Source organism: Pseudanabaena sp. lw0831 (assembly GCF_016584665.1).
Lineage (GTDB): Bacteria > Cyanobacteriota > Cyanobacteriia > Pseudanabaenales > Pseudanabaenaceae > Pseudanabaena.
Map to the genome: position 1 here is coordinate 30,034 of NZ_BBJB01000085.1, position 25,457 is coordinate 55,490.

At 42.1% G+C, this 25,457-nt stretch carries 23 protein-coding genes and 1 pseudogene; 9 read left to right on the forward strand and 15 right to left on the reverse strand.

From position 1 onward, the window contains the following. Positions 1-13 precede the first annotated feature (13 nt). From APA_RS18135 to APA_RS18155, 5 genes are all read left to right on the forward strand, one after another. Positions 14-1,558 carry a GMC oxidoreductase gene (locus APA_RS18135; RefSeq protein WP_201323661.1) on the forward strand — a complete coding sequence of 515 codons (1,545 nt, stop codon included), beginning with the start codon at positions 14-16 and terminating at the stop codon, positions 1,556-1,558. A gap of 330 nt (positions 1,559-1,888) precedes the next feature. Continuing rightward, positions 1,889-2,242: a hypothetical protein gene (locus APA_RS18140; protein ID WP_201323662.1), complete on the forward strand. Its 354-nt coding sequence runs from the start codon at positions 1,889-1,891 to the stop codon at positions 2,240-2,242. Positions 2,243-2,484: 242 nt separating this feature from the next. Continuing rightward, complete coding sequence (locus APA_RS18145) at positions 2,485-5,136, forward strand: glucosidase (RefSeq protein WP_201323756.1); 2,652 nt, start codon at positions 2,485-2,487, stop codon at positions 5,134-5,136. 222 nt (positions 5,137-5,358) lie between these two features. After that, positions 5,359-6,936 carry an IS5 family transposase gene (locus APA_RS18150; RefSeq protein WP_201323663.1) on the forward strand — a complete coding sequence of 526 codons (1,578 nt, stop codon included), beginning with the start codon at positions 5,359-5,361 and terminating at the stop codon, positions 6,934-6,936. Between the two features lie 50 nt (positions 6,937-6,986). Then, positions 6,987-7,346, forward strand: a complete 360-nt coding sequence (locus tag APA_RS18155) for a DUF1622 domain-containing protein (protein WP_201323664.1) — start codon at positions 6,987-6,989, stop codon at positions 7,344-7,346. A 192-nt stretch (positions 7,347-7,538) separates the two neighbouring features. Here APA_RS18155 and APA_RS18160 read toward each other — a convergent pair whose 3' ends face one another. The 4 genes from APA_RS18160 to APA_RS18175 all read right to left on the reverse strand — a co-directional run bounded on the left by APA_RS18160 (position 7,539) and on the right by APA_RS18175 (position 11,791). Beyond that, positions 7,539-8,402, reverse strand: a complete 864-nt coding sequence (locus APA_RS18160) for a DUF350 domain-containing protein (RefSeq protein WP_201323665.1) — start codon at positions 8,400-8,402, stop codon at positions 7,539-7,541. A 146-nt stretch (positions 8,403-8,548) separates the two neighbouring features. Continuing rightward, positions 8,549-9,592: a peptidoglycan bridge formation glycyltransferase FemA/FemB family protein gene (locus tag APA_RS18165; RefSeq protein ID WP_201323666.1), complete on the reverse strand. Its 1,044-nt coding sequence runs from the start codon at positions 9,590-9,592 to the stop codon at positions 8,549-8,551. Between the two features lie 3 nt (positions 9,593-9,595). Continuing rightward, positions 9,596-11,122, reverse strand: coding sequence for a hypothetical protein (locus APA_RS18170; protein ID WP_201323667.1), 1,527 nt, complete (start codon positions 11,120-11,122; stop codon positions 9,596-9,598). A 3-nt stretch (positions 11,123-11,125) separates the two neighbouring features. Further along, positions 11,126-11,791, reverse strand: a complete 666-nt coding sequence (locus tag APA_RS18175) for a DUF4178 domain-containing protein (RefSeq protein WP_201323668.1) — start codon at positions 11,789-11,791, stop codon at positions 11,126-11,128. A gap of 89 nt (positions 11,792-11,880) precedes the next feature. Here APA_RS18175 and APA_RS18180 point away from each other — a divergent pair, with 89 nt between their 5' ends. Continuing rightward, a complete protein-coding gene (locus APA_RS18180) occupies positions 11,881-12,981 on the forward strand; it encodes a hypothetical protein (protein ID WP_201323669.1) in 1,101 nt (366 codons plus the stop codon). 8 nt (positions 12,982-12,989) lie between these two features. Here the strand turns inward: APA_RS18180 and APA_RS18185 are convergent. Both APA_RS18185 and APA_RS18190 read right to left on the reverse strand, forming a co-directional pair. Beyond that, positions 12,990-13,076, reverse strand: a pseudogene (locus tag APA_RS18185) (DUF5615 family PIN-like protein); the annotation flags it as partial. Continuing rightward, positions 13,073-13,303: a DUF433 domain-containing protein gene (locus APA_RS18190; protein WP_201323670.1), complete on the reverse strand. Its 231-nt coding sequence runs from the start codon at positions 13,301-13,303 to the stop codon at positions 13,073-13,075. The gene APA_RS18190 and the pseudogene APA_RS18185, both read right to left, overlap by 4 nt. A gap of 128 nt (positions 13,304-13,431) precedes the next feature. On the opposite strand from APA_RS18190, the gene APA_RS18195 reads away from it, so the two are divergent. From APA_RS18195 to APA_RS18205, 3 genes are all read left to right on the forward strand, one after another. Continuing rightward, on the forward strand, positions 13,432-14,073 hold the full coding sequence (locus APA_RS18195) for a restriction endonuclease subunit R (RefSeq protein WP_201323671.1): 642 nt from the start codon (positions 13,432-13,434) through the stop codon (positions 14,071-14,073). Between the two features lie 241 nt (positions 14,074-14,314). Continuing rightward, entirely contained in the window at positions 14,315-14,788 is a 474-nt protein-coding gene (locus tag APA_RS18200) for a CU044_2847 family protein (RefSeq protein ID WP_236579827.1), read from the forward strand. Between the two features lie 50 nt (positions 14,789-14,838). Then, entirely contained in the window at positions 14,839-17,931 is a 3,093-nt protein-coding gene (locus APA_RS18205; RefSeq protein WP_201323672.1) for a tetratricopeptide repeat protein, read from the forward strand. Between the two features lie 18 nt (positions 17,932-17,949). Here the strand turns inward: APA_RS18205 and hisC are convergent, their stop codons facing one another. The 9 genes from hisC to APA_RS18245 form a co-directional block, all read right to left on the reverse strand. Beyond that, positions 17,950-19,038 carry a histidinol-phosphate transaminase gene (gene hisC / locus APA_RS18210; protein ID WP_201323673.1) on the reverse strand — a complete coding sequence of 363 codons (1,089 nt, stop codon included), beginning with the start codon at positions 19,036-19,038 and terminating at the stop codon, positions 17,950-17,952. A gap of 4 nt (positions 19,039-19,042) precedes the next feature. Continuing rightward, entirely contained in the window at positions 19,043-20,173 is a 1,131-nt protein-coding gene (locus APA_RS18215; protein ID WP_201323674.1) for an HAD family hydrolase, read from the reverse strand. A 5-nt stretch (positions 20,174-20,178) separates the two neighbouring features. Continuing rightward, positions 20,179-21,423: a hypothetical protein gene (locus tag APA_RS18220; RefSeq protein WP_201323675.1), complete on the reverse strand. Its 1,245-nt coding sequence runs from the start codon at positions 21,421-21,423 to the stop codon at positions 20,179-20,181. 62 nt (positions 21,424-21,485) lie between these two features. Then, the gene (locus tag APA_RS18225; protein WP_201323676.1) at positions 21,486-21,974 is read right to left on the reverse strand and encodes a hypothetical protein; all 489 of its coding nucleotides are present in this window, start codon (positions 21,972-21,974) and stop codon (positions 21,486-21,488) included. Between the two features lie 19 nt (positions 21,975-21,993). Beyond that, a complete protein-coding gene (hisD, locus tag APA_RS18230) occupies positions 21,994-23,274 on the reverse strand; it encodes a histidinol dehydrogenase (protein WP_236579829.1) in 1,281 nt (426 codons plus the stop codon). A 539-nt stretch (positions 23,275-23,813) separates the two neighbouring features. After that, positions 23,814-23,969 carry a hypothetical protein gene (locus APA_RS18235; protein ID WP_201323678.1) on the reverse strand — a complete coding sequence of 52 codons (156 nt, stop codon included), beginning with the start codon at positions 23,967-23,969 and terminating at the stop codon, positions 23,814-23,816. A gap of 2 nt (positions 23,970-23,971) precedes the next feature. Beyond that, a complete protein-coding gene (locus tag APA_RS18240) occupies positions 23,972-24,772 on the reverse strand; it encodes a YpsA SLOG family protein (RefSeq protein WP_374101372.1) in 801 nt (266 codons plus the stop codon). Continuing rightward, positions 24,741-24,866, reverse strand: a complete 126-nt coding sequence (locus APA_RS25845; protein WP_374101373.1) for a YpsA SLOG family protein — start codon at positions 24,864-24,866, stop codon at positions 24,741-24,743. Before APA_RS25845 ends, APA_RS18240 begins: the two co-directional genes overlap by 32 nt. A gap of 85 nt (positions 24,867-24,951) precedes the next feature. Then, entirely contained in the window at positions 24,952-25,407 is a 456-nt protein-coding gene (locus APA_RS18245) for a chemotaxis protein CheW (RefSeq protein ID WP_268962060.1), read from the reverse strand. Between the last annotated feature and the right edge of the window lie 50 nt (positions 25,408-25,457).

The following is a 25,457-nucleotide window of genomic DNA, read 5'->3' on the forward strand; positions in this document are numbered from 1 at the left end:
AATAGGAAAATCAATGTCTACTGAACATTACGATGTGATTATTATCGGAACTGGTGCAGGTGGCGGAACCTTAGCCTATCGCCTTGCTTCTAGTGGAAAGAAGATCTTGATCCTAGAAAGAGGTGCATTTTTACCTCAAGAGAAACAGAATTGGGATACAGTTGAAGTCTATAAAAAAGACCGCTATCACACTTCTGAAACTTGGATTGATGATAAAGATGGCAGTACGATTCATCCAGGAACTGGCTACTGGGTCGGCGGAAACACTAAAGTCTATGGAGGCGCATTGCTGCGTCTTAGAGAACGGGACTTCGATCTCGTAGAACATCAGGGAGGTATTTCTCCTGAATGGATACTGAAGTATCAAGACTTTGAACCCTACTATACAGAAGCAGAAAAACTCTATGAAGTACATGGTGAGCGTGGTCAAGATCCTACTGAGCCACCAACTAACTCGCCCTATCCATTCCCACCAGTCTCCCATGAGCCGCGCATCCAAGAAATCCATGATGACTTGGTAAAGCAAGGCTTAAATCCAATTAACCTTCCTTTGGCAATCAAGCTAAATGAAGTCAATCGGCGTTTGGGAGCTTGCATTCGCTGCAATACCTGTGATGGGTTCCCCTGTTTAGTGAATGGCAAGGGTGACTCAGATATAAATTGCGTGCGTCCAGCGATCGCAAAAGACAACATCACTTTGCTCATCGAGGCAGAGGTACTGCGACTGCATACAAGCCCATCGGGAAGGGAAGTCACCAGCGTTGAAGTGAAATTAGACGATCAAATTCTTAACTTCTCTGGCGATATTGTGGTGGTTGCCTGTGGCGCGATTAATTCTGCTGTCTTGTTGTTGCGATCTGCTAATGATCAACATCCTAACGGTTTAGCGAATAGCTCTGACCAAGTTGGGCGAAACTTCATGAAACATCAACATGGTGCGATCGTTGGCATCACTCCCAAGCCAAATCATAGCGAATTCCAAAAGACTCTCGCTGTGCTTGATTATTACTGGGGTGAAGAAGGCTTTAACTACCCGATGGGACTGATCCAATTATTGGGCAAGGTGAATAAAGACATGATCGCCCTTGATGCTCCTGTTTTTGCCCCAGGGATGGCACTAGATCAAGTTGCTCAGCACTCCGTTGATTGGTTTATCACAGCCGAAGACTTACCCGATCGCAACAATCGTGTCACCGTCAAAAATGGCACAGTGCATCTCAGTTATACCGAAAACAATACTGTCGCCTTCGATCGCCTCATGGATCGCTGGACGCAAGTATTAAAAAAGATAAATTGTGGCGATCGTATTTTGCCTCTCTCCCTCTATTTTCGGAAAAAATTAGCGATCGCGGCAGTAGCGCATCAAAATGGTACTTGCCGCTTTGGTGAAGACCCCAAAGATTCGGTTTTAGATATTAATTGTCGTACTCATGATGTCGATAATCTCTATGTTGTTGATGGTTCCTTTTTTCCCTCCAGTGCCGCCGTCAATCCTACATTAACAATTATTGCGAATGCTTTACGTGTCGGCGATCATCTGCTCAAGCGAATTAACTAGCTAGACAAAAGAAAGATTGCAACGCTCTGCGGTGTCTCAAAAAACAAGAAATTTTTTAAAAGGCTTGCGAAGCAAGCCTTTTAAAAAATTTCTTGTATCCCATGAAGCCTCAATAGCCTTTAAAGCTCAAAAGAGAGTTGCACCGCTTTACGGTGCAACTCTCTTTTGGGCTTTGAAAACAGCTATAACTTCTCAGGCATAATTAATCATTCTCTCATTTTCACATCAGGGTGACTTCAGGCAAAAGGTAAATACTTAGATTAATACAAAAAGAACTAATTCATTAATTAGTTCCCCAAAAGAATAAATTCTATATCGAGAGATAAAATCATGAAAAAATTACTTCTAGCTTTCTTGCCTGCACTCTTGCTCTCTGCAACTGCTATAGTTCCTGCTGCCAAGGCTCAAGATGCTATGCAAATGCCTTCTATAGAAGTAAAAATGAAGATAACCTTGACACCCTTTAACCTCGCTTATCTGGCACATCAGGGGTATTTTACAAGCCAAGGTATTCCTGACTCTGAAGGTCTGATGAAAGGCTTTAACGATGGTACGATCACCGCAGCTCAACTTGTAAAAGCCGCAGTTGCCGACAAACGATTACCTGCTGCGTTCTTGACGAATGATTCCTATATCGCCGCAGTGAAGAACCAATTATACACTCTTACTCTCTCAGCTCGTTAAGCCAAATTAGGATTTACGAATAGAATACTAGATGTAGAGGCAGTTCATGAATTGTCTCTACTAAGTAGCTAGACATAAGTAAACTAAAAACCAAAGAGGTGGTTCCGCCCGCGTAGCGGACGGAACCACCTCTGGTTTTAGGTTTTAATTATGCTGAGCTACTTATATGATTGGAAGTTTACGCGATTTTATGCAAGTCCTATTGATTAGCAAAAGCAGAAATAATCCTGTAGAGAAATATGATGAATCCAGAGCAAGCTAGATTAGTAGAAACCAGAAACGGAAAACCTTGGAAGCAATGGGGATCTTATCTTAGCGAGCGGCAATGGGGAACTGTTCGTGAAGACTATAGCTCTGCGGGAACCGCTTGGGATTATTTCTCTCACGATCAATCTCGATCGCGAGCCTATCGATGGGGAGAAGATGGGATTGCTGGCATTTCTGACGATCATCAGTTTCTCTGCTTTGCGATCGCGCTCTGGAATGGAGCCGATCCGATTATTAAAGAAAGATTGTTTGGGTTAACTGGCAGCGAAGGTAATCATGGCGAAGATGTTAAGGAGTATTACTTTTATGTAGATAATACGCCCACGCATTCCTACATGAAATATCTATACAAGTATCCTCAAGTTGCCTTCCCGTACGAACAGCTTGTAAATGGGAATAAACATCGCAGTCGAAATGAGCGAGAACTTGAACTACTAGATACAGGGGTGTTTGATAGCGATCGCTACTTTGATGTGGTTGTTGAATATGCTAAAAACTCGCCTCAGGATATTACAATCCAAATTAGTATCACCAATCATGCGCCTGACTCACAGACGATTCATCTGCTGCCGTCTCTGTGGTTTCGGAATAATTGGGTTTGGGACAATAGCAAGAAACCCTCACTTAAGGCTCATTCTTCAGACATGATTGCGGCAAGTCATGAGCAATTAGGGCAAATGTGGCTCTATTGTCCAGAGAGTAAAGAATTACTATTTACAGAAAATGAAACCAACTATCAGCGGCTATTTGGAACTGCAAATATCTCTCAGTATGTAAAGGATGGCATCAATGATTATATTGTCAATGGTAAAGCATCGCTAAATCCTCAGCAACAAGGCACAAAGGCTGCTGCTCATTATGAACTAGCGATCGCGGCGGGTGAGACTAAAGTTGTCAGATTGCGATTGAGCGATATTGCCCCTGATGTCCTCGTTTTGGGAGTAGAAGCCGAAATTGTGGCAACGAGACTGCGCGAAGCCAATGAGTTTTATCAGCAAATTTCCCCATTTGAAATGACGGATGATATGCGAAATGTCCAGAGACAGGCTTTTGCAGGAATGCTATGGAGCAAGCAGTATTACAACTATTCTATAAAACCTTGGTTAGAAGGCGATCCAAATACGCCCACACCACCAAGCGATCGCCTCAAGGGGAGAAATGCTCAATGGTTCCATTTGGAATCTGAGGATATTCTTTCGATGCCCGACAAATGGGAATATCCTTGGTTTGCTGCTTGGGATTTAGCTTTCCATACGATTCCGATCGCGATGATTGACCCAGATTTTGCCAAGCGGCAGCTTGATGTAATTACCCGCGAGTGGTTTATGCATCCAAATGGGCAAATTCCAGCCTACGAGTGGGCTTTTGGCGATGTGAATCCCCCCGTTCATGCATGGGCGACCTATCGAGTTTATAAAATCGAGCAGAAGATGCACGGTAAAGGCGATCGCAAATTCTTAGAGCGGGTTTTTCAGAAGCTTTTGTTAAACTTCACTTGGTGGGTAAATCGCAAAGATCGCGATGGCAAGAATGTTTTTGAAGGCGGCTTTTTGGGATTGGATAATATTGGAGTGTTCGATCGCAGTGCGGAACTTCCTACGGGTGGGTATATTGAGCAAGCCGATGGTACTAGTTGGATGGGCATGTATTGCTTAAACATGCTAACGATCGCTTTAGAACTTGCCAAAGAAAATCATGTTTATGAGGATATTGCCACTAAATTCTTTGAACATTTTCTCTATATCGCCGATGCTATGAATAAAGTCGGTGAGAAGCATACAGAGCTTTGGGATGAAGAAGATGGCTTTTACTACGATGTTCTCAATCTCCCCTCTGGTAATCAACTAAAACTAAAAGTGCGATCGCTCGTTGGACTGATTCCACTCTTTGCCGTACAGACATTAGATCCCGAAGTACTCGATCAATTGCCAGAATTCAAAAATAGAATGCAATGGTTTATCAACCATCATCCTGAGCTAACTCAAAATGTTGCTTGCATGGAAACCTGCGGGATGGACGCTAGACGGTTACTTGCTATCTGCTATCGCGATAAGCTCCAACGCATTTTAACCAAAATGCTAGACGAGAAAGAGTTTTTGGGAGAATTTGGCATTCGCGCACTCTCTAAATTCCATAAGGATCATCCCTATATTTGGAGAGCTAAAGGTAGTGAATATAGAGTTGATTATGAACCAGCCGAATCTTCGAGCGGTTTGTTTGGAGGGAATTCTAACTGGCGTGGTCCAATTTGGATGCCAGTAAATTTCCTCATTATCGAATCCTTACAGAAGTTCCATCATTTCTATGGTGATAGCTTCAAAATTGAGTATCCTACTGGTTCGGGAAACTTGATGACGCTATGGGATGTCTCGGTAGAGCTATCTCAGCGTCTTATCAATATCTTTGTTGAGGATGATCGTGGCGATCGCCCTGTAAATGATTCGCAAAATGGTAAAAAATCAAAATTCGATACTGATGCTAACTGGAAAGATTTAGTATTATTCTATGAATATTTTCATGGCGATAATGGTTCAGGAATTGGCGCTAGTCATCAAACAGGATGGACAGGACTGGTGGCAAAACTGATCCAACAATCGAGCGAATATTCTGACAAACAGCCAGATTAAGTAGCTTAGTATAGTGAAAACCAAAAAAAAACAAAGCGCAGGTTGCCCGCGTAGCAGGTGACCTGCGCTTTTAGGTTTTAAGGTTGCTTATGCATAGCTACTTATGGCTTACTGAAAAAGCAAGAAAAGCATACAAGCAAAGGTTTCCAAGGAGATCGAAAACTGATAAAATGCAAGAAAAAGCAGGAAAAGCAAGGAAAACCCTTGCACAAATAAAATTTCATGTGCCGACAATCTCCCACGGGACAGCTATCATTCGAGAATTTCTACTTACCATTTGGCGGGAAACTGTCAGGAGAAAATCGATGGGTAAGATTAGCGGAACTAGTACCATGGGAACAATTTGAGAGTGAATATGCCGAACAATTTAGCAAAGAACAAGGAGCGCCAGCAAAGTCATTTCGGATGGCACTTGGGGCGCTGATAATCAAAGAAAAATTAGGAACAAGCGACGAAGAGACAGTGGAACAGATCCGCGAGAACCCATATTTACAATACTTCCTAGGCATATCAGAGTACAGCGACAAAGCACCATTTGAAGCAAGTATGATGGTACACTTCCGCAAACGATTGAACCTAGAGATCGTGGGGAGAATCAACGAACGGATTGTGAAGCCTCCCAAAGAATCGGGACAAAAAGAGAAAGAAGAAAAGCAGGACAAAAAGGCAGAAAAAGAAGAGAAGAAAGTAGAAAAGGAACAGAAAGAAACAGAACCAGCAAACCAAGGAAAATTGCTGCTAGATGCAACAGTCGCGCCAGCTGACATCCGTTATCCCACTGACATCAAGCTGTTGAACGAAGCAAGAGAACAAACGGAAATTGTGATTGATGCTCTTTACAAACAAGTGAAAGAACAATTACCGAAGAAACCACGCACCTATCGCCGTGAAGCAAGGACAGCTTATCTACAAATTGCCAAACAACGCAAACCCAATTCTAAAAAGATTCGCAAAGCATTACGCCAACAGTTGGGATATGTCCGTCGCAATCTTGCCCATATTGACACCCTAATTGGCGCAGGAGCAAAGCTATCAGAATTGAAGAAGAATCTCTATCGGAACTTACTGGTCGTCAGTGAAGTATATCGGCAACAACAATTGATGTACGAGCAAGGTTGTCATCGCATAGACGACCGCATCGTCAGTATTACTCAACCTCATGTGCGTCCAATCGTCAGAGGTAAGTCAGGCACACCTGTGGAGTTTGGCGCTAAACTCTCAGTTAGTTGTGTGGATGGTCATGCGTTTCTCGACCATCTCAGTTGGGATAACTTCAATGAATCGGGGGATTTACAGCATCAAGTAGAATTGTTTAAATCTCGCTTTGGACATTACCCTGAAGCGGTTTACTTTGACCAGATTTACCGCACTCGCAGCAATCGCGCCTATTGTCGAAATCTGGGTATTCGGATTACGGCTCCGCCTTTGGGCAGACCTGTAACCGATGATGTGGCGGCTATTCGCAAGCAAACTCTCGAAGATGCTAAGGTTCGTAATCAAATTGAAGGTAAGTTTGGACAGGCTAAACGACGGTTCAGCTTAAATCGCGTTATGACCAAGTTGGCAAATACTTCGGAAACGGCGATCGCTATCACCTTTTTGGTAATGAATCTAGAGTCGCTGCTCAAGCAGCTTGCTTTTTTATTTTTTTCTTGGTTTATGTTGGGCAGACAATGCCTTTTTCTTCCATTTAACAAGGTGGCTTTTATCTTTTCTGCTATCTCTTGCCAATCTTGGCAATTTCCTATCTTGACTGCTAGGAAGTCTGCGTTTTCTCCTTACCTTGTACCTGCCACCTAATTGCTTTTTCAGCAAGCCCTACTTAACCGCTCTAAAATAGAGAATAGATGATGGAATGGATCGAACACTTAGAACTTGGACTGAGCAGCATTGCTAAACTAGCTAAGCTCGGTATAGAGGCAATTTCAATTTTCTGCGTGATTTTAGGGATACTGCAAACAGGACGCATGGCGATCTCTAAAAATGCTTTCTCATTTAATCATTTGCGCTTATATTTCGGGATGTGGTTGCAATTAGCCTTAGAGTTGCAGCTAGGAGCAGACATCTTGGCAACAACTGTCGCTCCCACATTTGAAGCGCTTTACAAATTAGCGATCGTCGCGTTGATTCGCACCTTTTTAAACTACTTTCTTAATCGAGAGTTCGCCGAACAATCGCCCGAATCAATTCATCTCCTACGAAATAGATAGCGTTAATCAGTTAAGGTACATGGGCATAAATGAAACCTTAATTTTCTTTTCATAGGTTTTCGTAAGCAGATGGACAATTTGCTAAACCTGCCTCTACAAGGATTTTGTTTTATAGGAATATAGCAATCCAAGAGATAGATAGGACAAATCAAAACTTACATTGCTATATCTTAAGCGGAAGGCAAAATAAACCTAAAATGCCCATGCTACCAAGAAAGAGCTAACGATATAGGTAAATGCTTCGATAAAGCCCACACCTAAGTTTGGCGTTTCTTGCTTAGCAATTTCATCAGATATTTTGACACCTGGTACGAGGATCAAATCGGCAAGCCACCGAATCACTGCTAATAAGATTAATCCGCCGCCTAAAGCGATCGCGTAGAGAGAAAAGCTCACTGTCCAGTTCTCAAATTCTGGAACAAGGGCATTGCGAATAACATTTGCCACACCAATGATCGCACCTGCAAATGCTACTCCAGCCGCAGGATTGTTGCGTTTAGCGATTTCGCCATAGACATCGTAAGCGGCGATCCGAGGATAGACGATACTCACTAACACCAAAACACCTAAACCCAATAGCCAACAAACTAAACCCACAAATAAATTGCCTCCCTCCCCACCAAGGGCGCTACTCAGTATCAGTCCATTGGCAATATGACAACCTGCTTCTACGCTTCCTGCACCAACATTATGCTCTTCACGGACTTCTCTAGCACAGTCACACCGACGCAAAATCGTAAAGTCGCAGATCCAAGCTCCAGCAAGCATTAGTAAAATGGAGAATGCGCCATAACTGGTTAAGTTAAGCAATGTATCTTGCCAAGAAGAGCGAGTTTGGATAAGCACTCCACCCAACGCGATCGCAATTCCCATGTAATAACCAACTAGGGCGATCGCCACAGCAGGATTATCGCGCACAAAAAGCTGGAGATTGAGATTCATGCGCCGAAATAGCTTTTGGTAAGCGAGCTGTCCGAGCCAAAATAGCGCAAATCCTAAGAGCAGTTCCATTACTATTAGAGGAATGCGATTTATCTCTTGCCAAATTCTTTCCATACTCAATCTTCTCCAGTTTATCTATTGTGTCTGCCGAAGGCTGCCATTGTATCCCTTGTAGGGTGAGTTAGCGAGGCGTAACTTACCATTGAGGTTATCTGGTGCGTTACGCTATCGCTAACTCACCCTACGTATGTGTCGGCAGATTAAAGTTTCTCTAGTAGTCCTATGATTGTATCTGCTAAGCGATCGTAGAAAAAATAGTCATGTGCGCCGATGGTTTTGGCGATCGCACCGCCAAACTGTTGCTTAAACCGCGAAAATTGAAAATAGGCATGGTTCGGCTCGTTAGTGAATCCATAAAAATCATATACTTTGCAATCTCTGGCTTTGGCTTGTTGCATGGCAGCCCAGTGCATCGCGTAACTCGCCATCACATGGGGATGCTTAACACTACGTCCGCCATACAGATAAGTACAGCGATCACCCCAATAAATTACGAGAATGGCAACTAATGCTTCACCTTGCCATCTGGCTAGGCAAATTTCTGCCATATTTGCCCGAAATAAGGTTTGGCAAAGGTTAATAAAAAAGCCGAAGGGTTCACCAAAAAAGTTTTGCCGTTGAGAGGTTTCCCAGAACAGATCGTAAAACAAGGCGATCGCAGCATCGTCTTGGCGAAATTCGGTAGTTACGCCATAGCGCCAACTGAGGCGCAGATTATAGCGTCCCTTGGGTTTCATCTGGGCAAGGAGTTGATCGGTTGTCAGTTGCAGATCGATCAACAGGGTTTCCGTAGGCATGAGATCGGCAGGCGATCGCACAAAATCTGCGGGTAACCAGTGCGGTTTGCTTTCCCATAACGGCTCAATGCGTAAGGCGATAATGCTGGTACTAAAGTAAGCACTATACTCGTAAGCCAACTGTTCGGCAGTTTCTAACAACAATGGCATTCCCATTGCGGCACATTCTGGTGAGAGCATTGCCCCTCCTGCTGCCAATAAAATGTTTGCTCCTCCCAATTGTGGATAAAAATAGAAGATACAACCCCCAACTAAGTTTTCAGAAGTACGTTCTAGATTTGAGTCCTGACCACACAACAATCCATACCGCCAAGTCTTGTAGCCTTGTAATTCTTTGAAATCTGCCCAAGTCCATGACTGCATGAAACAGCTATATGGATTGGTTTTGACCATGCTATCCCAAGCATAGCGATCCCGATCGGATAATAATTCTAAATGGAGATTCATAAATTATTTGGAATCCGAATCTGCATACAAATTAGATAACCACACAAACCCGATGGTCGTCATGATCAGCCCCGCAAATCCCCAACCAAGCTCAGAATCACCACCGCTTGCGTAGCCAGAGGAGCCTTTGGCAAATACCGAATCAGGAGCAATCAGATTTGCTACTAACATTGTGACTGTGAGCGAAATTAACAACTTGGTTGAAGTCGAAAATTGAAATGTTTCGGAACCAATACGGTTAGGAACTACATCACTACTCTCATCAATGCGTTCCTCTTGGCTTCTAGACTGAAGCTTCGTTAATAACTGCTTGAGATCAGCGATCGCCTGAGGTGGCAGATCTTTGCCCCGTGTAATTATGCGATCAATCAAACGTGGCAAATTAATCTGCTCTAAGAGTTGCGGCACGGAGCCTAACCAAGAAGCAGTCATTCTGGGCGTATGGTAAGGATTTTGAACTGGCAAAAGTTTCTGAAGGTCAGGATGCGACTTTTGCATTTGCTCTAACCACAGCTTGGCTACAGACTCTAACCTTAGGGGATCGATCGCTAGCGATCGCATCCAAGACTGGCTGAGGCGGTTGATTTCCTGCGCGTCATCGAGATCGAGAAAGTCTATATTCCGATCCGCAGATTCGATCATGTTTGGATGGGGATTGAGCAGATAATAAAGCAATTGTGGCACTTTCAGGCTATGGATGTTGACGGCAAAACGCTGCTCGGCGATCGCATCAGAAAAGCTAAAAGCGGCTAGTAGAGAATTGAGATCAAGCGATCGCAACCCATCGGGTAAATGGATGTTGGTAAGTTCGGCTTTGGTAATCGCCCGATCGTTTGCAGCTAGCAAAAAGCCCCAATTGCCATAACCATGCTGATGGAACGAGGGAATGCAAACCTGCATCGGTTTGGCGATCGCCCCTGCACTCCAAATCGTCTGATACATGCACCAGAAGCCCGAAGTATTGAGATCGGGAGAGACGGCATTCTCGGCGATCAGCCCTTGCGGATGGAGGACTTGGCGTACAAGTTGAAACCATTCTTGACTATGTACGCGGGTTTCTTCAGGAGATGTGGGATAGGTAAAATCGCAGATCACCACATGATAGCGATCGCCAGAGTTGGCTATATTTTGAATGCGATCGCTCAAAAACAAAAAGGCATCTTGAATGTGAATATTAACCTTGCGATCGCTCAAACTATGGTGGTTAAAGGGTGCAAAAACTGTTTTGCCAAGTTCTACTACTTCAGGATTGAAGTCTACCAAGTCAATAGAACTCACTTCTGCAAATCGCAATACATCCCTAGCCGCAAGCCCATCACCACCACCGCAAATTAAGACCCGCAGCCCCTCATTGGGTGCATTACCTTGAGAAACGGATAAATCTAAAAATCGTTTTACCGCCAGCGCGATCGCTGGAACGACTAAATATTCATGGTAAATCTGTTCATCTTCCGTATGGAACTGCAATTCGCCATTGATATAGAAAGCTAAACCGTTCGGACAATGTTCAATAAATAATGAAGCAGACATCACTTACCAGCCCCCAAAAATCATCAGAAGAATACCGCCGATAGTTAAAGCCCAAGCCATTACAATCTGAATTTTTTTCTGCTCTGATTTACTTAAACCCTTACGAGAACTTGTGAAACTTGCCTTTTTTGTATCGGTCTTTACTTCCGAAAAATCTTCGGGGTTGACTTTTTTAGTGGAATAGAAATGGATCTCGCGATCTTCCCAAGCCTCGATCGCTAAATTCCATAAATGGTCTTGATCCCAATAATCCCAAGTAGTACGCGAAGCCTTTCCTTTGTCGCTCCTATATTTACCATCAGTTTGTGACTCAAAGTAGAACTCCTTGCCCAAAGCCCGTAAATGCGGATAGGGTTGTTCGCCCTCACGCATCACTCGCCACATTGTAAATTGCAAGTTATCGCTGAAGCTCTCGCCAGAGACACTTGAGCCACTAATTTCTTCAGACAAATACCAGTTAACCAAGGTTGTGGGATTCTCTGGATCGACTTCTCGCAACAGGTAGTACGATCTTGCCCTTGTGGTTTTCAGCAGCCATTCTTCGGTAGCATAGCCGTTGTCGTCATCGTAGGAACTGTAGTCCGCAACTTCCCACTGTACGCCTCCATAGGTAACGAGATCGCCTGCCCGAAGATGCTGTAATTGGGCTTGAGTAAACACACTGGGCATAGAATGAAACTCTGTGGGTTTGCTAAACTACTAAGAATAATATAGGCGATCGCGCTACTAATTCAGAAATTTAGCAATTTATATTTTTTATGTCAGATCGGCTGTCTCAGTTTATTCACCACCTCGATCATGCCTATGACGGCCCCGCACTTCTATTCGATCTGACAATTCTCAAAGAACGTCTTCAGCAATTACGAGAGTTAGGCGATCGCTATAATGGCAAGTTCTTAATGCCTGTCAAAGCCTTTAGACATCCTCTCATTTATCAGATCGCTGGCGAAGTACTATGGGGATTTGATATCTCTAACTACAATGAATATGCTGGGTTGCTAACTCCTTTAACCAATAAACTGGTGAGCTTGACCGATCCTGCCTTTGATGGTTACGACCTGCAATTATTTCTTACTAAACAAAATAACTTTAGAATTTATATTGAGACTATTTCTCAAGCTCAAAAGCTGCAATCTCAACAGGTGGATTTTGGGATTAGGCTCAATTCTTCTTCACTCTTGACTACAGAAGATAGCGATCGCCTATCTTCTAGCTATAGTCGTTTCGGTATATCCGATCTGACGGAATTAGTCAAGTTTGCTCTGTCAGCACCAGATCGTTTTGTCGGTTTTCACATTCATCACGGTATCCACGAAAATTCCCCAGATACGATCTTGACTTTTGCCCGTCAAGCGATCGCTTTAGCCGATCGGTTTCAACTTCCACTTCCGAGTATCGATCTAGGTGGAGGATTAGCTGAGATTGGGTTTTCACAATTGGAAGCTCTACTTATAGAACTTCGTCGCTTGGTGCGATCGCCTACTGTTTTGATATTTGAGGCTGGGAAATTGTTGTTTGAGGATATTGGTTTTGCCTATGGAAAGGTGAAGTCGCTACAATGCGATCGCCGTGGTTGGATGGTGACTCTCGACCTTTCCAAAAGCTGTCATCTGCGGTGGTCACAGCCTCAACTGATTGTCCCAGATTCTACCTCAGCAACCCAAGTCCCCGTAAGCATTTATGGTGCTACTTGTAATGAAGGCGATCGCTTAGGCGAGTTCCTAGTTCCTCTTCCCAATGTTAAGGACAGTCCCTATCAAGAAGGTGATATCGTTGTTTTTAAAAATATCAATTGTTACTCGGTTTCTTGGAATACCTCATTTAATGGCATAAAACCAGCAGAAGTAAAGTTTTTCTAGGTTTCTTTATCTCGAACATGTAGCGAATTTGGGGAAATGTCATTCAAGCGGAGCGATAACTTGGGAGACAGATTTTCGTCAAAAAGTAATTTCATGCTGATATTGGTGCAGTCATAAAACGGCGCTCGCGGTCTGCTGCATATGCGATACAGGCTTTAAAATCTTCCCGTGTTAAATCGGGGAAATCTTCGAGTATTTCTGCTTCTGTCATGTCAGAAGCTAGGTATTCAAGCACTTCATAAACCGTAATTCGCAAGCCACGCACACAAGGCTTACCACTACGCTTATTTGGTTCAACCGTGATGTAATTTCGGTAGTTCATAAATTATCTCAGCCATACTTGGTTATTGTAGAGACAGCGATCTTGATTTTATCGTATATTAGGTATTAGCGCCTAGATCCAACGCCTATGACTTCTAAACTTCATGTAATTACTTAAAGGATTTAACCGTGATTACAAATGCTAGTAGCATTACCCTTGGCAATCTCCGTCAAACCTTTGGCTTGAGACTCAACTCTAGCGATCGCTTTTTTGATGAATGGTTAAATGATGCACCGACTCTAACCGAAGCGGAACTACAAGGGCTAGATCGCCTCACTCGCAACTATACCTATCTCAGTCAAGAAGAACCACCCCTCGAAGAAATCGTTAAGCTTGTCGTGGTATCGCCATTGCTGGATTTGGCTGGTTTCTATCAGTTTCCTTTTTTGGTAAAAGCAGAAGTAAGTACCAATATCGAAGTTGCGGACGAAGCTAATGCTATGACGGTTCAAGGTCGAATTGATATTTTGGTCATCCAAGATAGTTTTTGGATTTTGGTAATCGAATCAAAGCCCGCAAGGCTAGACGTTACGGCGGGAATCCCCCAAGCACTTACTTATTTGTTGAGCGCTCCTAATTTACAATCAAGTTGCTATGGAATGGTTACGAATGGAAGAGAAGTATTGTTTTTGAAATGCGATCGCCACCAAAGTGTCCCTCAATATACGCGATCTCATACTTATCGATTACTCGAAAACACAACGGAACGTGTTCAAGTTTTGCAGGGACTTAAACAAATTGGGGCTTATATTAGTGATTTGAGTGTTTAGGCGATCGCTATTACTGTAAGTTGTTATTTCTAGGCGATCGCATCAATATATCTATCTCTTAAAGGCGATCGCTATTACTATAAGTTGTGACTTCTAGGCGATCGCATCAACTTCGTTTGATTTTTAAGTGAAGCGACGATCCATGGAATTAAACAATTAGTCTAACGGCTAAGTTGAGCGGCGACTAGTATCCTCTGCATCCCCACCGAGATCTCCTGTTCGTCCGCTCCAACGTGTTGTTATGCCGCCGTCGCACTCACTATTTTTAGCAAACCTACCTTGGAATGTAAAGAATTATTTCATTCCCGATCATGGCTTAGGGCTGTGTAATACTCGCTTTTATAGTCGTTTGGTATCAGCATTTATGGAGTCTAAGTTTGAACGTACAGAGATTGTTCGAGTTAAGCTCCCTAACGGCAAGGAAGTGAAAATTGAAGCTAGGTTTCTTGGTGGTGAGGAGAATGTTTCAGCTAAAAAGATACTATTGCTTGATGATATGACTGATGTGCTTGATGGAGTTGCCCTAGCAATAGCCGATTCACTGCAAAAAGTTCAGCCCACGAAAGCCACTGTCAAACTAGGCTTAGAAGTAGCAGTAGAATCCGGACAGCTGACAACACTAATCGTAAAGGGATCGGGGAAAGCCAATTTGGAAGTCACCTTGGAGTGGCAGAAGCGAGATATGCCAACTCCTAAGCAAATTCCACCAGCCTAAGTACTAATGGGTGCTCATATAATTCTTGAGTTTGACAGGATCTGAGTATAATGAATCAACAGTTGTTGGAATTGCTACATCAATGCACCGTTCGTTTGAGTACTCCACAAGAAGATGGAACTGGATTCTTCGTGGCACCTGGGACTATTCTTACTTGTGCTCATGTAGTTGAGACAAGAAGAGATGAACCAATTAGCATCTATTGGCAAGGGCAGAATTATACAGCTACAGCGGTTGAGGGGTTGCCAGAAGATACCAAACTACTTGATCTAGCTCTTTTAAGACTGACTACCGAGGTTTTCAACCATCCCTGCGTTTATCTTGATGAAGTTATTTATCTTAATGACGCATTGTACAGCTATGGCTACACGGACGATTATCCTAATGGAGATCCAGCCACCTTTGAATTTGAGGGCAACACAGGAGATCAACCTCCCCTACTTAAATTTAAAGAAGGTCAAGTTCGTCCTGGGCTAAGTGGTTCTCCTTTGCTGAATCAGCGCACTGGTATGGTGTGTGGAGTTGTTAAAAAGACCCGTGATCGCAACACCGATCTGGGCGGGAGAGGAGTACCAATATCTGCTGCCATTGCCCAATGGACTCATCTCGTAGAATTACAGCAAGAGTTCCACCAAAAAGATACACGCTGGAAAAACTTTTTATTAGAATTGAAATACCAAGGCATTCCTGAGAATATTCCCGAAAGTGGTGTTGTAGAGTTTGTTGGACGCGAAAAAGCCCTTTTTGATCTGCATCAACTTCTAGAGGAACACAATCAGGTAGCAATTAAAGCTGCTATTACAGGCATGGGTGGCGTAGGTAAAACTGAGCTTGCGATCCAGTATGCTCGGTGTCATTTACAAACCTATCAGGGTGGGGTTTGCTGGTTACAGGCACGTAATGAAGAGGATGTGGGGATTCAAATAGTAAACTTTGCCAAAGGGCTATTGAAGCTCAATCCTCGTGAAGATATAGATCTAATTAATCAAGTGCGGTTCTGTTGGCAAGAGTGGCTAGATGGAGAAGTATTGGTTGTTTTAGATGATGTCGTTGACTATCAGCAAATTCAGCCTTTTTTACCTTCACACAAGCGGTTCAAAGTTCTAATCACTACAAGAAAACAATTGCAACCACCTATTGCTCTATTAGCCTTGGAACTTCTATCAGAGGAAGCATCTCTAGATTTATTGATTTCTCTAGTAGGGGAGACACGGATTCAAGAACAACTAGATGATGCCAAAAGGCTTTGTAGGTGGCTAGGCTACTTACCTTTGGGGTTGGAGCTAGTAGGGCGCTATTTGCTAAGAAATTCAGCTTTATCTTTAGCGAAAATTTTGTCTCGCCTAGAGAAAAAGCGGCTCAAACACCCAGCTTTCGATAGCTCAAAAAAGATGACAGCCCAGATGACAGCCAAATTGGGCGTGACAGTCGCTTTTGATTTGACTTGGGAAGACTTGGACGAACAGGCACAGCAATTAGGCTGTCTATTGAGCTTGTTTGCCCTAGCCCCTATCCCTTGGTCACTAGTGGAGGATGTTGTAAAAATATCTGATTGGGAAATTGATCCAGATGATCTCACGGAAGAGAGTAGAGACACTCTGGTGCTTTGGAATCTATTGCAGCATGTTGGCGAGGAAACTTACAAACTACATGAATTAATTCGGGATTTCTTTCGAGAAAAGTTAGAAGACCTTACTCAGGCTAGCAACTTTAAGCAATCTATTGCTAATTCAATGGCAACCTTAGCAAGGCATATTCCCGATACACCCAGTCGTCAGATTACTCAATCAATAACCATAACAATTCCTCACCTAACTGAAATTACTGAGTCAATAGATTATACTCAGTTCGACGATACATTATATTGGCTTTTCGTTGGCTTAGCAAGGTTCTATAATGGTCAGGGCTTTTACACCCTTGTAGAAAAATGGTGTGAGCAAGGCTTATCTATTATTAGAAAACGGTTTAATACAGATAAGATCACAAATACTGACTCAACTCTTAAGGAGGTAATCGCCGCTTTATGGCTGTTTCAAGGCAAGGCTTTACGAGTTAAAGGAGAATATAGTTTTGCTTTGGAAAAATATCAGCAGAGTATTAAAATACTACAAGATGGTCAAGAAAAAACGATGGTTGTGCGTGCTTTACGTGGGCAAGGTCACGTCTATCGCTTGCAAGGGAAGCATGAGGATTCTATACGCAGTTATGAGGAATCAAGAGGGCTAGCTGAAGTTATTAAATTTGACAAAGGAGTAGCAAGAGCGGCGTATGGTGTTGCTCGAATCTACCGATTGCGGGGAGAATTAGAGAAAGCTGCCTTACGCTATGAAGAAGCCAGAGTAGCCTTTGAAAAACTTGATCTACCTGTTGAAGAAGCTTGGGCGACGTTTGGGCTAGGAGAAGTACAACGAATGCGATGGATTCTCCAACAATCTTATGAGATGTACTCAGCTGCACTACAGCAATTCAAGGAGTTAGGACATAGGGAAGGAGAGGCGTATGCTGCATGGGGAACTGGAGATACAAATAGACTACTAGGAGGAATTGAAGCAGAAAAGAGAAATCTTGAGACTGCATTAAAGTATCTTGAAACTGCCAAAAAAGACTACGAGCTATCCTTAGAAATTTGCCAGCAAATAGGTGACAGACGAAGCGAGGCATGGGCTGTACTTGGATTGGCAGAAGTTTCTAGGATGGAGGGTAAATATGAAGTTTCTGCTTCAGAAAAAGCGATTTCTAAATACCATGATGCACTGTCAAAGTACCAACATGTATTCTCTCTAGTTAGTTATCAAGAATGTGTAGAGGAAGCCCATGCACTCTTGGGAATTGCTGCTACTAAGCGGTTATTGAGCTTGCAGGGAATAATAAGTGATTCAGGCATGGAAATCAATGAAGCATGTGAGAAAGCAATTAATATTTACCAAGATCAAAACCGCAATATGAACTACTGTATCGTTGATGCTCTAATAGAGAGAGGTCTATACCACCTCATCCAATTAAATTGGGAACAAGCTCAGCTTGATTTGGAGCAAGCTGAAAAAATTTGCATCAATAATAATTACACTGAAGAAAAAGATCTAATCAATAGAATAAAAAACCAAAAAGACAGCAGTGAGTTACATATTCTAAATTTCCCATGAGCAGTATGAATTTTGTCTTTAGATAGAAATTGCAAGTATTTCTTCTCTCAGGACTCTTATAAATTCGTGATTCTCTTCAGGTGTACCAACGGATACCCTGAGACAGAATTCATCTAATCCAGGTTTCATTCCAAAGTCTTGTACAAAAATATTTCTCTTTCTAAGAGCAGAAACTAAACTTTCTGAGGTAATTCCTAAGGGTTTAGTACTCAAAAATAAGAAGTTTGTAGCAGATGGATAAACACTAAATCCAAGAGTTGTTAGTTCATGAGCTAAACTTGTACGCTCTTGACAAATTTTTACAATATTTGAGTAGGCATATGACTTATCTTCTAACGCCGCGATCGCTCCTGCTAATGCTAACTTGTTTACTGGAAACAACTGAGCACATCTGTACAAATAGTCTGAAATCTCCTCATTTGTAATTGCGTATCCTACTCTAAGCCCTGCCAATCCAAAGCTCTTGGAAAGGCTTCTCAGAATAATGAGATTAGGATATTTCTCAATAAGATCTATTGCTGTTTCTTTGCAAAATTCATAGTAACACTCGTCAATAACCACAATACAATTTAAATGATTAAGAGCTGACAAAATTACATCTCGTGGAATTAGATTAGCGGTTGGATTATTAGGATTAGCAATAAATAAAACTTTAGTATTCACCGTAACTTTTTGTAGTAAAGCTTGAACATCTAAACCAAAATCGGCAGTTCTACTAATAAAAACTGGATTACCACCCATCATCTGAGTAGCGTGCCAATAAACAAAAAAGGTTGGGACAGGTAATAAAACTTCTTCCCCAGGCTTAACAAAAATCTTGATAATTAGCTCAATCAAATCATCAGATCCATTTCCAATAACAATTTGCTCTTTTCTGACTCCCGTATAATGAGCCAATGATTCTCTTAGAGTCCCGCCAAGCACATCTGGATATCGGTTAATAGTACTGATAGCATCAGCGATCGCCTTAGTCACATGAGCAGAAGGGGGATATGGCAGTTCACCTTTATCTAAACGAATTGAGTTATTTCCCTTAATTGCTCCAAGCTCTTTGGGACTAAGGGTTCTAATGTACTCATTGATTAGGTGATCGATTGGATTACTCAAGTACTTAAACCCCCAACAAATTTGGTAAATCAAGCACACTGCTCAAAATAACATTACAACCGCTATCTACTAACATCTTTTGTTGACTAGCGATCACCCTTCCATCTACACAACCTGTCAGTACCCCTATTGATATACAATTAGAGCGTTTAGCCGCAACCACATCACTTGCAGCATCTCCAATATAGGCAACATAGCTACGATCAAGACTTTGAAATTCCTCGGTATATAAGACTCGGACATCTTCATCAGGGTGAATTGCTTTAAGCAATACAAATGGATGAGGCTTGGCTAAAAGAACATGTTTGCTCAACTGTGAAGCTAATTCCTCAGCTTGCAGAACTTCGTCATATGTCGCAATCCGCGACTTCTCGAAGTAGTCCAACAGTCCTAACGCTAACATAGGATTAATCACTTCTGAGCGAGGTCTACCAGTTGCAATACCCAAGCTATACTTTCTCGACTCACACAATTTACTAAACATTTGCTTAAGCCCTGACAGGGTAACCACAGTGTCGTCATCAGGTAAGGAATAATCCCGTTTTCCTTCATACCATTCTTGAAAGTTGTGATAGCATAGCTTCCACAATTCTCCTTTAGGCTTCAGGTAATGCATGTCTGTGTTTAAAATCGCTTTGGAAAATGGGTGGAGATATTCAACTACCGCAGTCCCAGTCAAAGATTCTGTTTCTTGCCAAAACCGCCCTATCAAAACATCACTATCCTTAAAGTTATAGGCTTGGTTGCTTAAAAGCCCTTTCAACTGTATCAATTGTTGCTCAATGGAAAGAGAATTGGTGTTGAGAAACGTGCTCCAAAATTCTGGTTGATTCTCCTTCAGGCTGTGCAAAATACTAATCAAGTGTAAGGATAAAACAAAAAAAGTAAGATCCCAATTAGAATTCACCGCACGCTTTTTCAACTCATAGATAAAATCACTAGAAATTACGTTTTTTCCCAGTAGAGCTAACTGATCTAAAAAGCTATCGCCTTCATCAAAATAGTTGTTCAATCCGATATAACTGTCACTAGACAGTATTTCCCAAACAGTTAATCGGGCAGTATTCCAATACTTGTTTTCACTTGTTATTACACCATCCATATCAAAGATTAGTGTTGTGATATTCTCATACATATAAATTACAGATATTGTTTAGTGTAAGCAGCTAAATTTAATTCAGAATCAATAAAGCTTTTATTATTTTCCGGACTGGTACTTCCCATTTCTATAGACATCGCTAAACCTAAAAGCGTAATTTCAGGTGGAAAAATTTCTGGGTCTATCAAATTTCTTGTTAAGAAAGGACAACAAAATAATGCAAGCTTTAAATATTTTCTCCAATTACTCAACGACAAACCTCGAACATCCAATTCACCCAACAAGGGAGTAAGAACTCTTTGGAGTTTAGAGCGCAAAAATTCTACTCTGACTGCTGAAGGAGTAAAATTATGATCTAAAATAACCTTGTCTTCTTGAATATCTAGCTTGATTAATAAAGTACTTACGATCTCTTGTGGGTAATACATCCAAGCAGCAAAAACATTATGAAAAAGAGGTTTGGCCAAGTCTAGAAAAGGTGAATGGCGACCTGCAAACGCTGGATCAAAGTAAATGAGTGACTGATTCACCTGATCGATAAATATATTTCCGTTGTGGGCATCACCATGTCCAATGATTGTTGGGATATCTATCTTACCTGGCTCTAAGACCGTGATCGCCTGTTGCACCAAGTCACTAATGGAGTCATCAAACTTCACTCCATTAATAACCCACTTCAATTTGCATAACTGCTCAAATTTAATTTTATGTCCAGGCAGATAAATTTCTTTGTCTGTATAGAAGTTAGTAAATCTTCCTGCCGTCAGCCGATGAGAAAAAAGTTGGTGAATAGGTGCATCTTTGTCTTCACTTGCAGGAGAATAGCGTAATGTTTTTAGGTAAATATTTAAAAGTTCATCATCTGCCTTTTTTTGAATTGAAATTAAAGAATTGATATCATTTGTCTCACCTAGCTCCATCTTACGAACAATATCAAACAACGAAGGATCATCGATATATTCATAGATCAATAACTGCTTTCCCCACTCCGTCGAACTGTATATGGGTTGGATGACTGGATAACCGGACTCGGCTAAGATCCCAGAATTATAGTATTCGCTGATGATACTTTTAGGTTCAACATGTGTTTTAAAGAAAAGGCGCTGCCCACTCTCCGTGTTTAAAAAGCCGTTAAGTGAATTTAAGGAAACAGCAAGTGGACGAATTTGTATTCCAGTCACCTTAAAGGGTAAGTTAGCATTCAAAAACTTTTTTAGCAGATCATTAGCAATCTGAATATTAGTGAACTGAAGCTCTTGAATTTTCTGCAACTCTTTATCAGACATCTTTTCACTGAAGTTACTAAAGGGATAATTAACAGAATTCTAGCATTTTTTATATGAGCAACTCACTCCAAAGTGCCTGTATTAATTAGTATGCTTTTTAAGCATCTATAGGCTAACTGCATGTTGTCCCAAGCCAGTTCGTACTTCTTCTGATTCCAATATGCATCAGCCACGTTTTTATACCCCTCTTCTGCCTTAAGAAAAAGATCGGTTGCTAGGGATATGGACTGTGCTTTTTGGGCAACAATGGCAGCGCTGATCAAAGCAGCACTATATGCCTCCTTATTTCCTTCGTGCTCATAAATGCTAGCGGCTCCTTTGTAAGCTTCCACTACTTCCTGATAAAAATCAACGTTGTCTTGTAATCCTACACCAATTTTCATTAAGGCAGCAATAGTAAGATTTAGCCGGCCAACACTTTGGTAAAGTACAGCGGCTGCTTGACATAGATGAATAACATCTCCAGCATTTCCCTGGTCAGCTAGTAATTCGTCGGCTTTTCTTAGTAAAATTTCAGCGGTTAATTCGGTCATTTCAACAGTTAATTCCATCATAAAGAAAATATATCGGTTACTTCAACAAAGTATCTCGTTCTATGATTGACATCGCATGAGCAGGGAATCCTTCATAGTTTGCTAGGATTTGAGTTGTTTTCTTTAGTTTCTCAAAGCCCTCCTTGGTAAGATATCCAATTCCTGAACGCTTAAGGAAATCGAAAACGGATACGGCTGAATAAGAACGAGCAAATCCACCTGTTGGTAGAATTGCATTTACTCCTAAACAATAATTACTTACGGGAATTGGTGTGTAAGCACCCAATAAAATCTCGCCAGCGTTTTTTATCTTTCCTAAAATACTAAAAGGATCATTGACTAGGATCTCTAAATGCTCTGGAGCATATTCATTAACGAAATTGATAGATTCTTCCAAGCTCGAAGTCAACAGGATTCCCCCGTAGGACGATAAACTCTTTTCGCAAAATTCTCGCCTCCACTCTGGGAGTTTCTGAACGTATTTAGACACAAAATCCGCCGCTTTCAAAGCGACCGACTCATCATGAGTTACAAGCAATGCGGCGGACTCAGGGCCATGTTCAGCTTCAACTAGCAAGTCAAGAGCCGCCAGTTCAGGATCAGTATGTTCATCAGCAAGAATGATAGACTCACTAGGTCCAGCTGGTAATCCTACATCAACCGTTCCAAACAAAACTCTTTTAGCTGCGGATCCATAAACATTACAAGGACCAGTAATCTTATCAATCTTTTGGATAGATTCTGTGCCCAAAGCCATTGCTGCAATAGCTTGAATACCACCTAGTTTATAGATGTCTTTTATACCTGCCATTTGCGCAGCCACTAGAGATGCAGGTTCAACCTTGCCGTCCTTACCAGGAGGAGTACACACAATCACTTTACTAACTCCAGCCACCTTAGCTGGGATTGTGAGCATCAGCATCACCGACGGGAAAGATCCCTTGCCTCTTGGAACATAGAGTCCCGCACTTGCTATAGGAGAAACCTTTTCACCTGCAAATACCCCACTCTCAATCTCTGCGAGATGGATTTCATTAGGCATCTGTCGTTGATGAACTTCTCGAATATTTACAAATGCATGGTGGATTGCATCCCTGAGCTCAGGTTCAATTGAGATACTTGCCTCTTCAAATTCTTGGTCACTAACTTTCAAGCTTCCAATTTCTGCATCTGAGTAATCAAACTTCCTGACATACTCGATAAGAGCCGAATCCCCACGGAGCTTAATTTGATCAATAACTTCTCTTGCTAGGGAGAGCGCACCCTCAATATTCAACTCTGCCCGTCTTTTGAGTAAGGACATCTCTTCCGAACTCATTTCTGCTAGCCGTAGAATTCTAGTTTCCATTACACCTTAAGTTTCCCTGATTAAACGTTTGAGAATTGTGCTGACAAGCTTTGTCTCATTCTATCTAGTATATCACGACTAAAGCTCAATGTGCATGACTCCGCTCGATAAATGAGGTGGTGGTTGCTAAAAGTCTTGTCAGATAGGCATTCTAGGTTTTCAAAGATAAAAACTTATCACCAGAAATAACCGGGACAAATACTAATGTAAGTTCCGCTGTATCTCCGTTATTCAGCGATAAGGACTTGCCACAAAGTAAAAAATATCTCGACGCTGATTTCCACGTAGCCAAGACAAACTCAGGGCATCTCCATCAATATCTACACATACAGCTTGAGGCGGCATAACTAGAGTTTATAACGCAACTGCGGTTTAGTTTCGATATTTAAAGAAAAATTACCGCAGATTCTACTTTAAGTCAAATGCGATCGCATCAACAATCTATCTCCAAAAGGCGATCGCAATTACTGTGAGTCTCAAATTCTAAGCGATCGCTAAGTGTTTAGCCGCTATCCAAGATGTAGCTTTGCAAAATCCCAAACTTGACGATGCTTTGCGCGATCGCTGAGTTCGAGCGATCGCAGAGTTAAATGCAGTAGCGAAATGTTTGAAATCTGAGTAAAGCGATCGCAATTCGGCTTTTGTAGAGAGGTTAGAGAAAGCAATTTTACAGATGCAGACTAATTTCCTGTGAATTAATGAGCAACTGCAAAGACTCTCCATAAACAATATCGGCAATAGGCATAGCGATCACCTCTAGCACCGATGGATTTTGGAAATGGCGCAGCTTCGTTTCAGGATGTGGGTAATACACCCAACCATCATAGCGATTGCCCTTATAAAGAACTTGGCAGGAAACAAAGGAAAAATCTTCAGGTGGATGCTTAGTTGTCCAATCTACTTGTCGAAAAGTGTAATGGGGCTTCTGGATCGTGTAAGTGTAAGGTGAGATATCAATATTTAAAGTGCCTCGAAAATAGGGCGATAGGTCTAACCCTAGATTTTGGAAGAAGGGAATTTGCATCGAGATTGAACCTTCAGCATAGGGACTGTCCTCTGAAAGCCCCGAAGCAACCCGATGCCCTTGAATCAGTTTGCCGTCTACAACACATAAACTCAGAGCATCCCTCACAACTTGCCTTGTGCGATCGCCGATCCCCTCAGCAACTGACTCCCGATTACCCGCCACATTTAGCACCTTGACTTGCTGCTCAATTAGCCAATCATGCAAGGTGAGAGCATCGGGATTGATGAGATAAGGCTTTTGATATTTGATGCAAGACTCAATGGTTAGCTTTGTACCATCGCTATGAAGGCGATCGGCAAAAATAACCGTCGCATCAGCAGCTTGGACATTTTGGACAGTGCGAACTTCATAATCTACGCGATCGGATTCCTGTAAGCCAAACTTGGCAAGCTCTAAATTTTCACCTGACTCAGTACGGTAGCCTTTCGGAGCAAAGCCCACCCGTAGCAATGCCCAAGTCCGCTGCCGCCAGCAAACCACCCCAATCTGCACCAGTTTGTCCACCTGAAATGATTAACGTTACGGGCTTGTTCATAAATAGATACTACTCCACAGAGGTGTGCGGCTTCGCCGCGCACCTCTAATTATTCACTGGGAAGGGAGAATGTGATGGACAATCCTTAGGATGCCATTTTTAGCAATAGTTCTGAATCTAATAAAAAGACAGTTTGTGGTTCGGATTTTTTGATCGAGACTTGCATCATGTGACTAGCAATTCCTAATGTGTCGCGATCGCGATAAGCAGGAGGTACAAGCTGCAAACTATTCACAGGTACATCTTCTACATTTGGTAAAGCCGCGATCGTAAGACCATACAAACTGTTTTGCCCCGCAAAAATCACCAAAAAGCCTTTAGCTAGATTTAGCTCTTGACCATAGATTCGCTTATACAAATCGATGACTAAGACCTCTTGCTCTTCATAGTTAGCTATGCCCAATAATTTATCGCCACTGCGATGAATTTTTGGTAAAGGGATAATCCGCACCACACTCTCAATGCCGATCGCTAAATTGAGATCTGCCATGGTGAAGATTAGGAATTTAAGCGTTTCTTCTTTTTTTTTGCTGCTGAGCATAGTAGTTAATTATAAGTTCGGATAATGAAATCTGATATAGGTGAAGATTC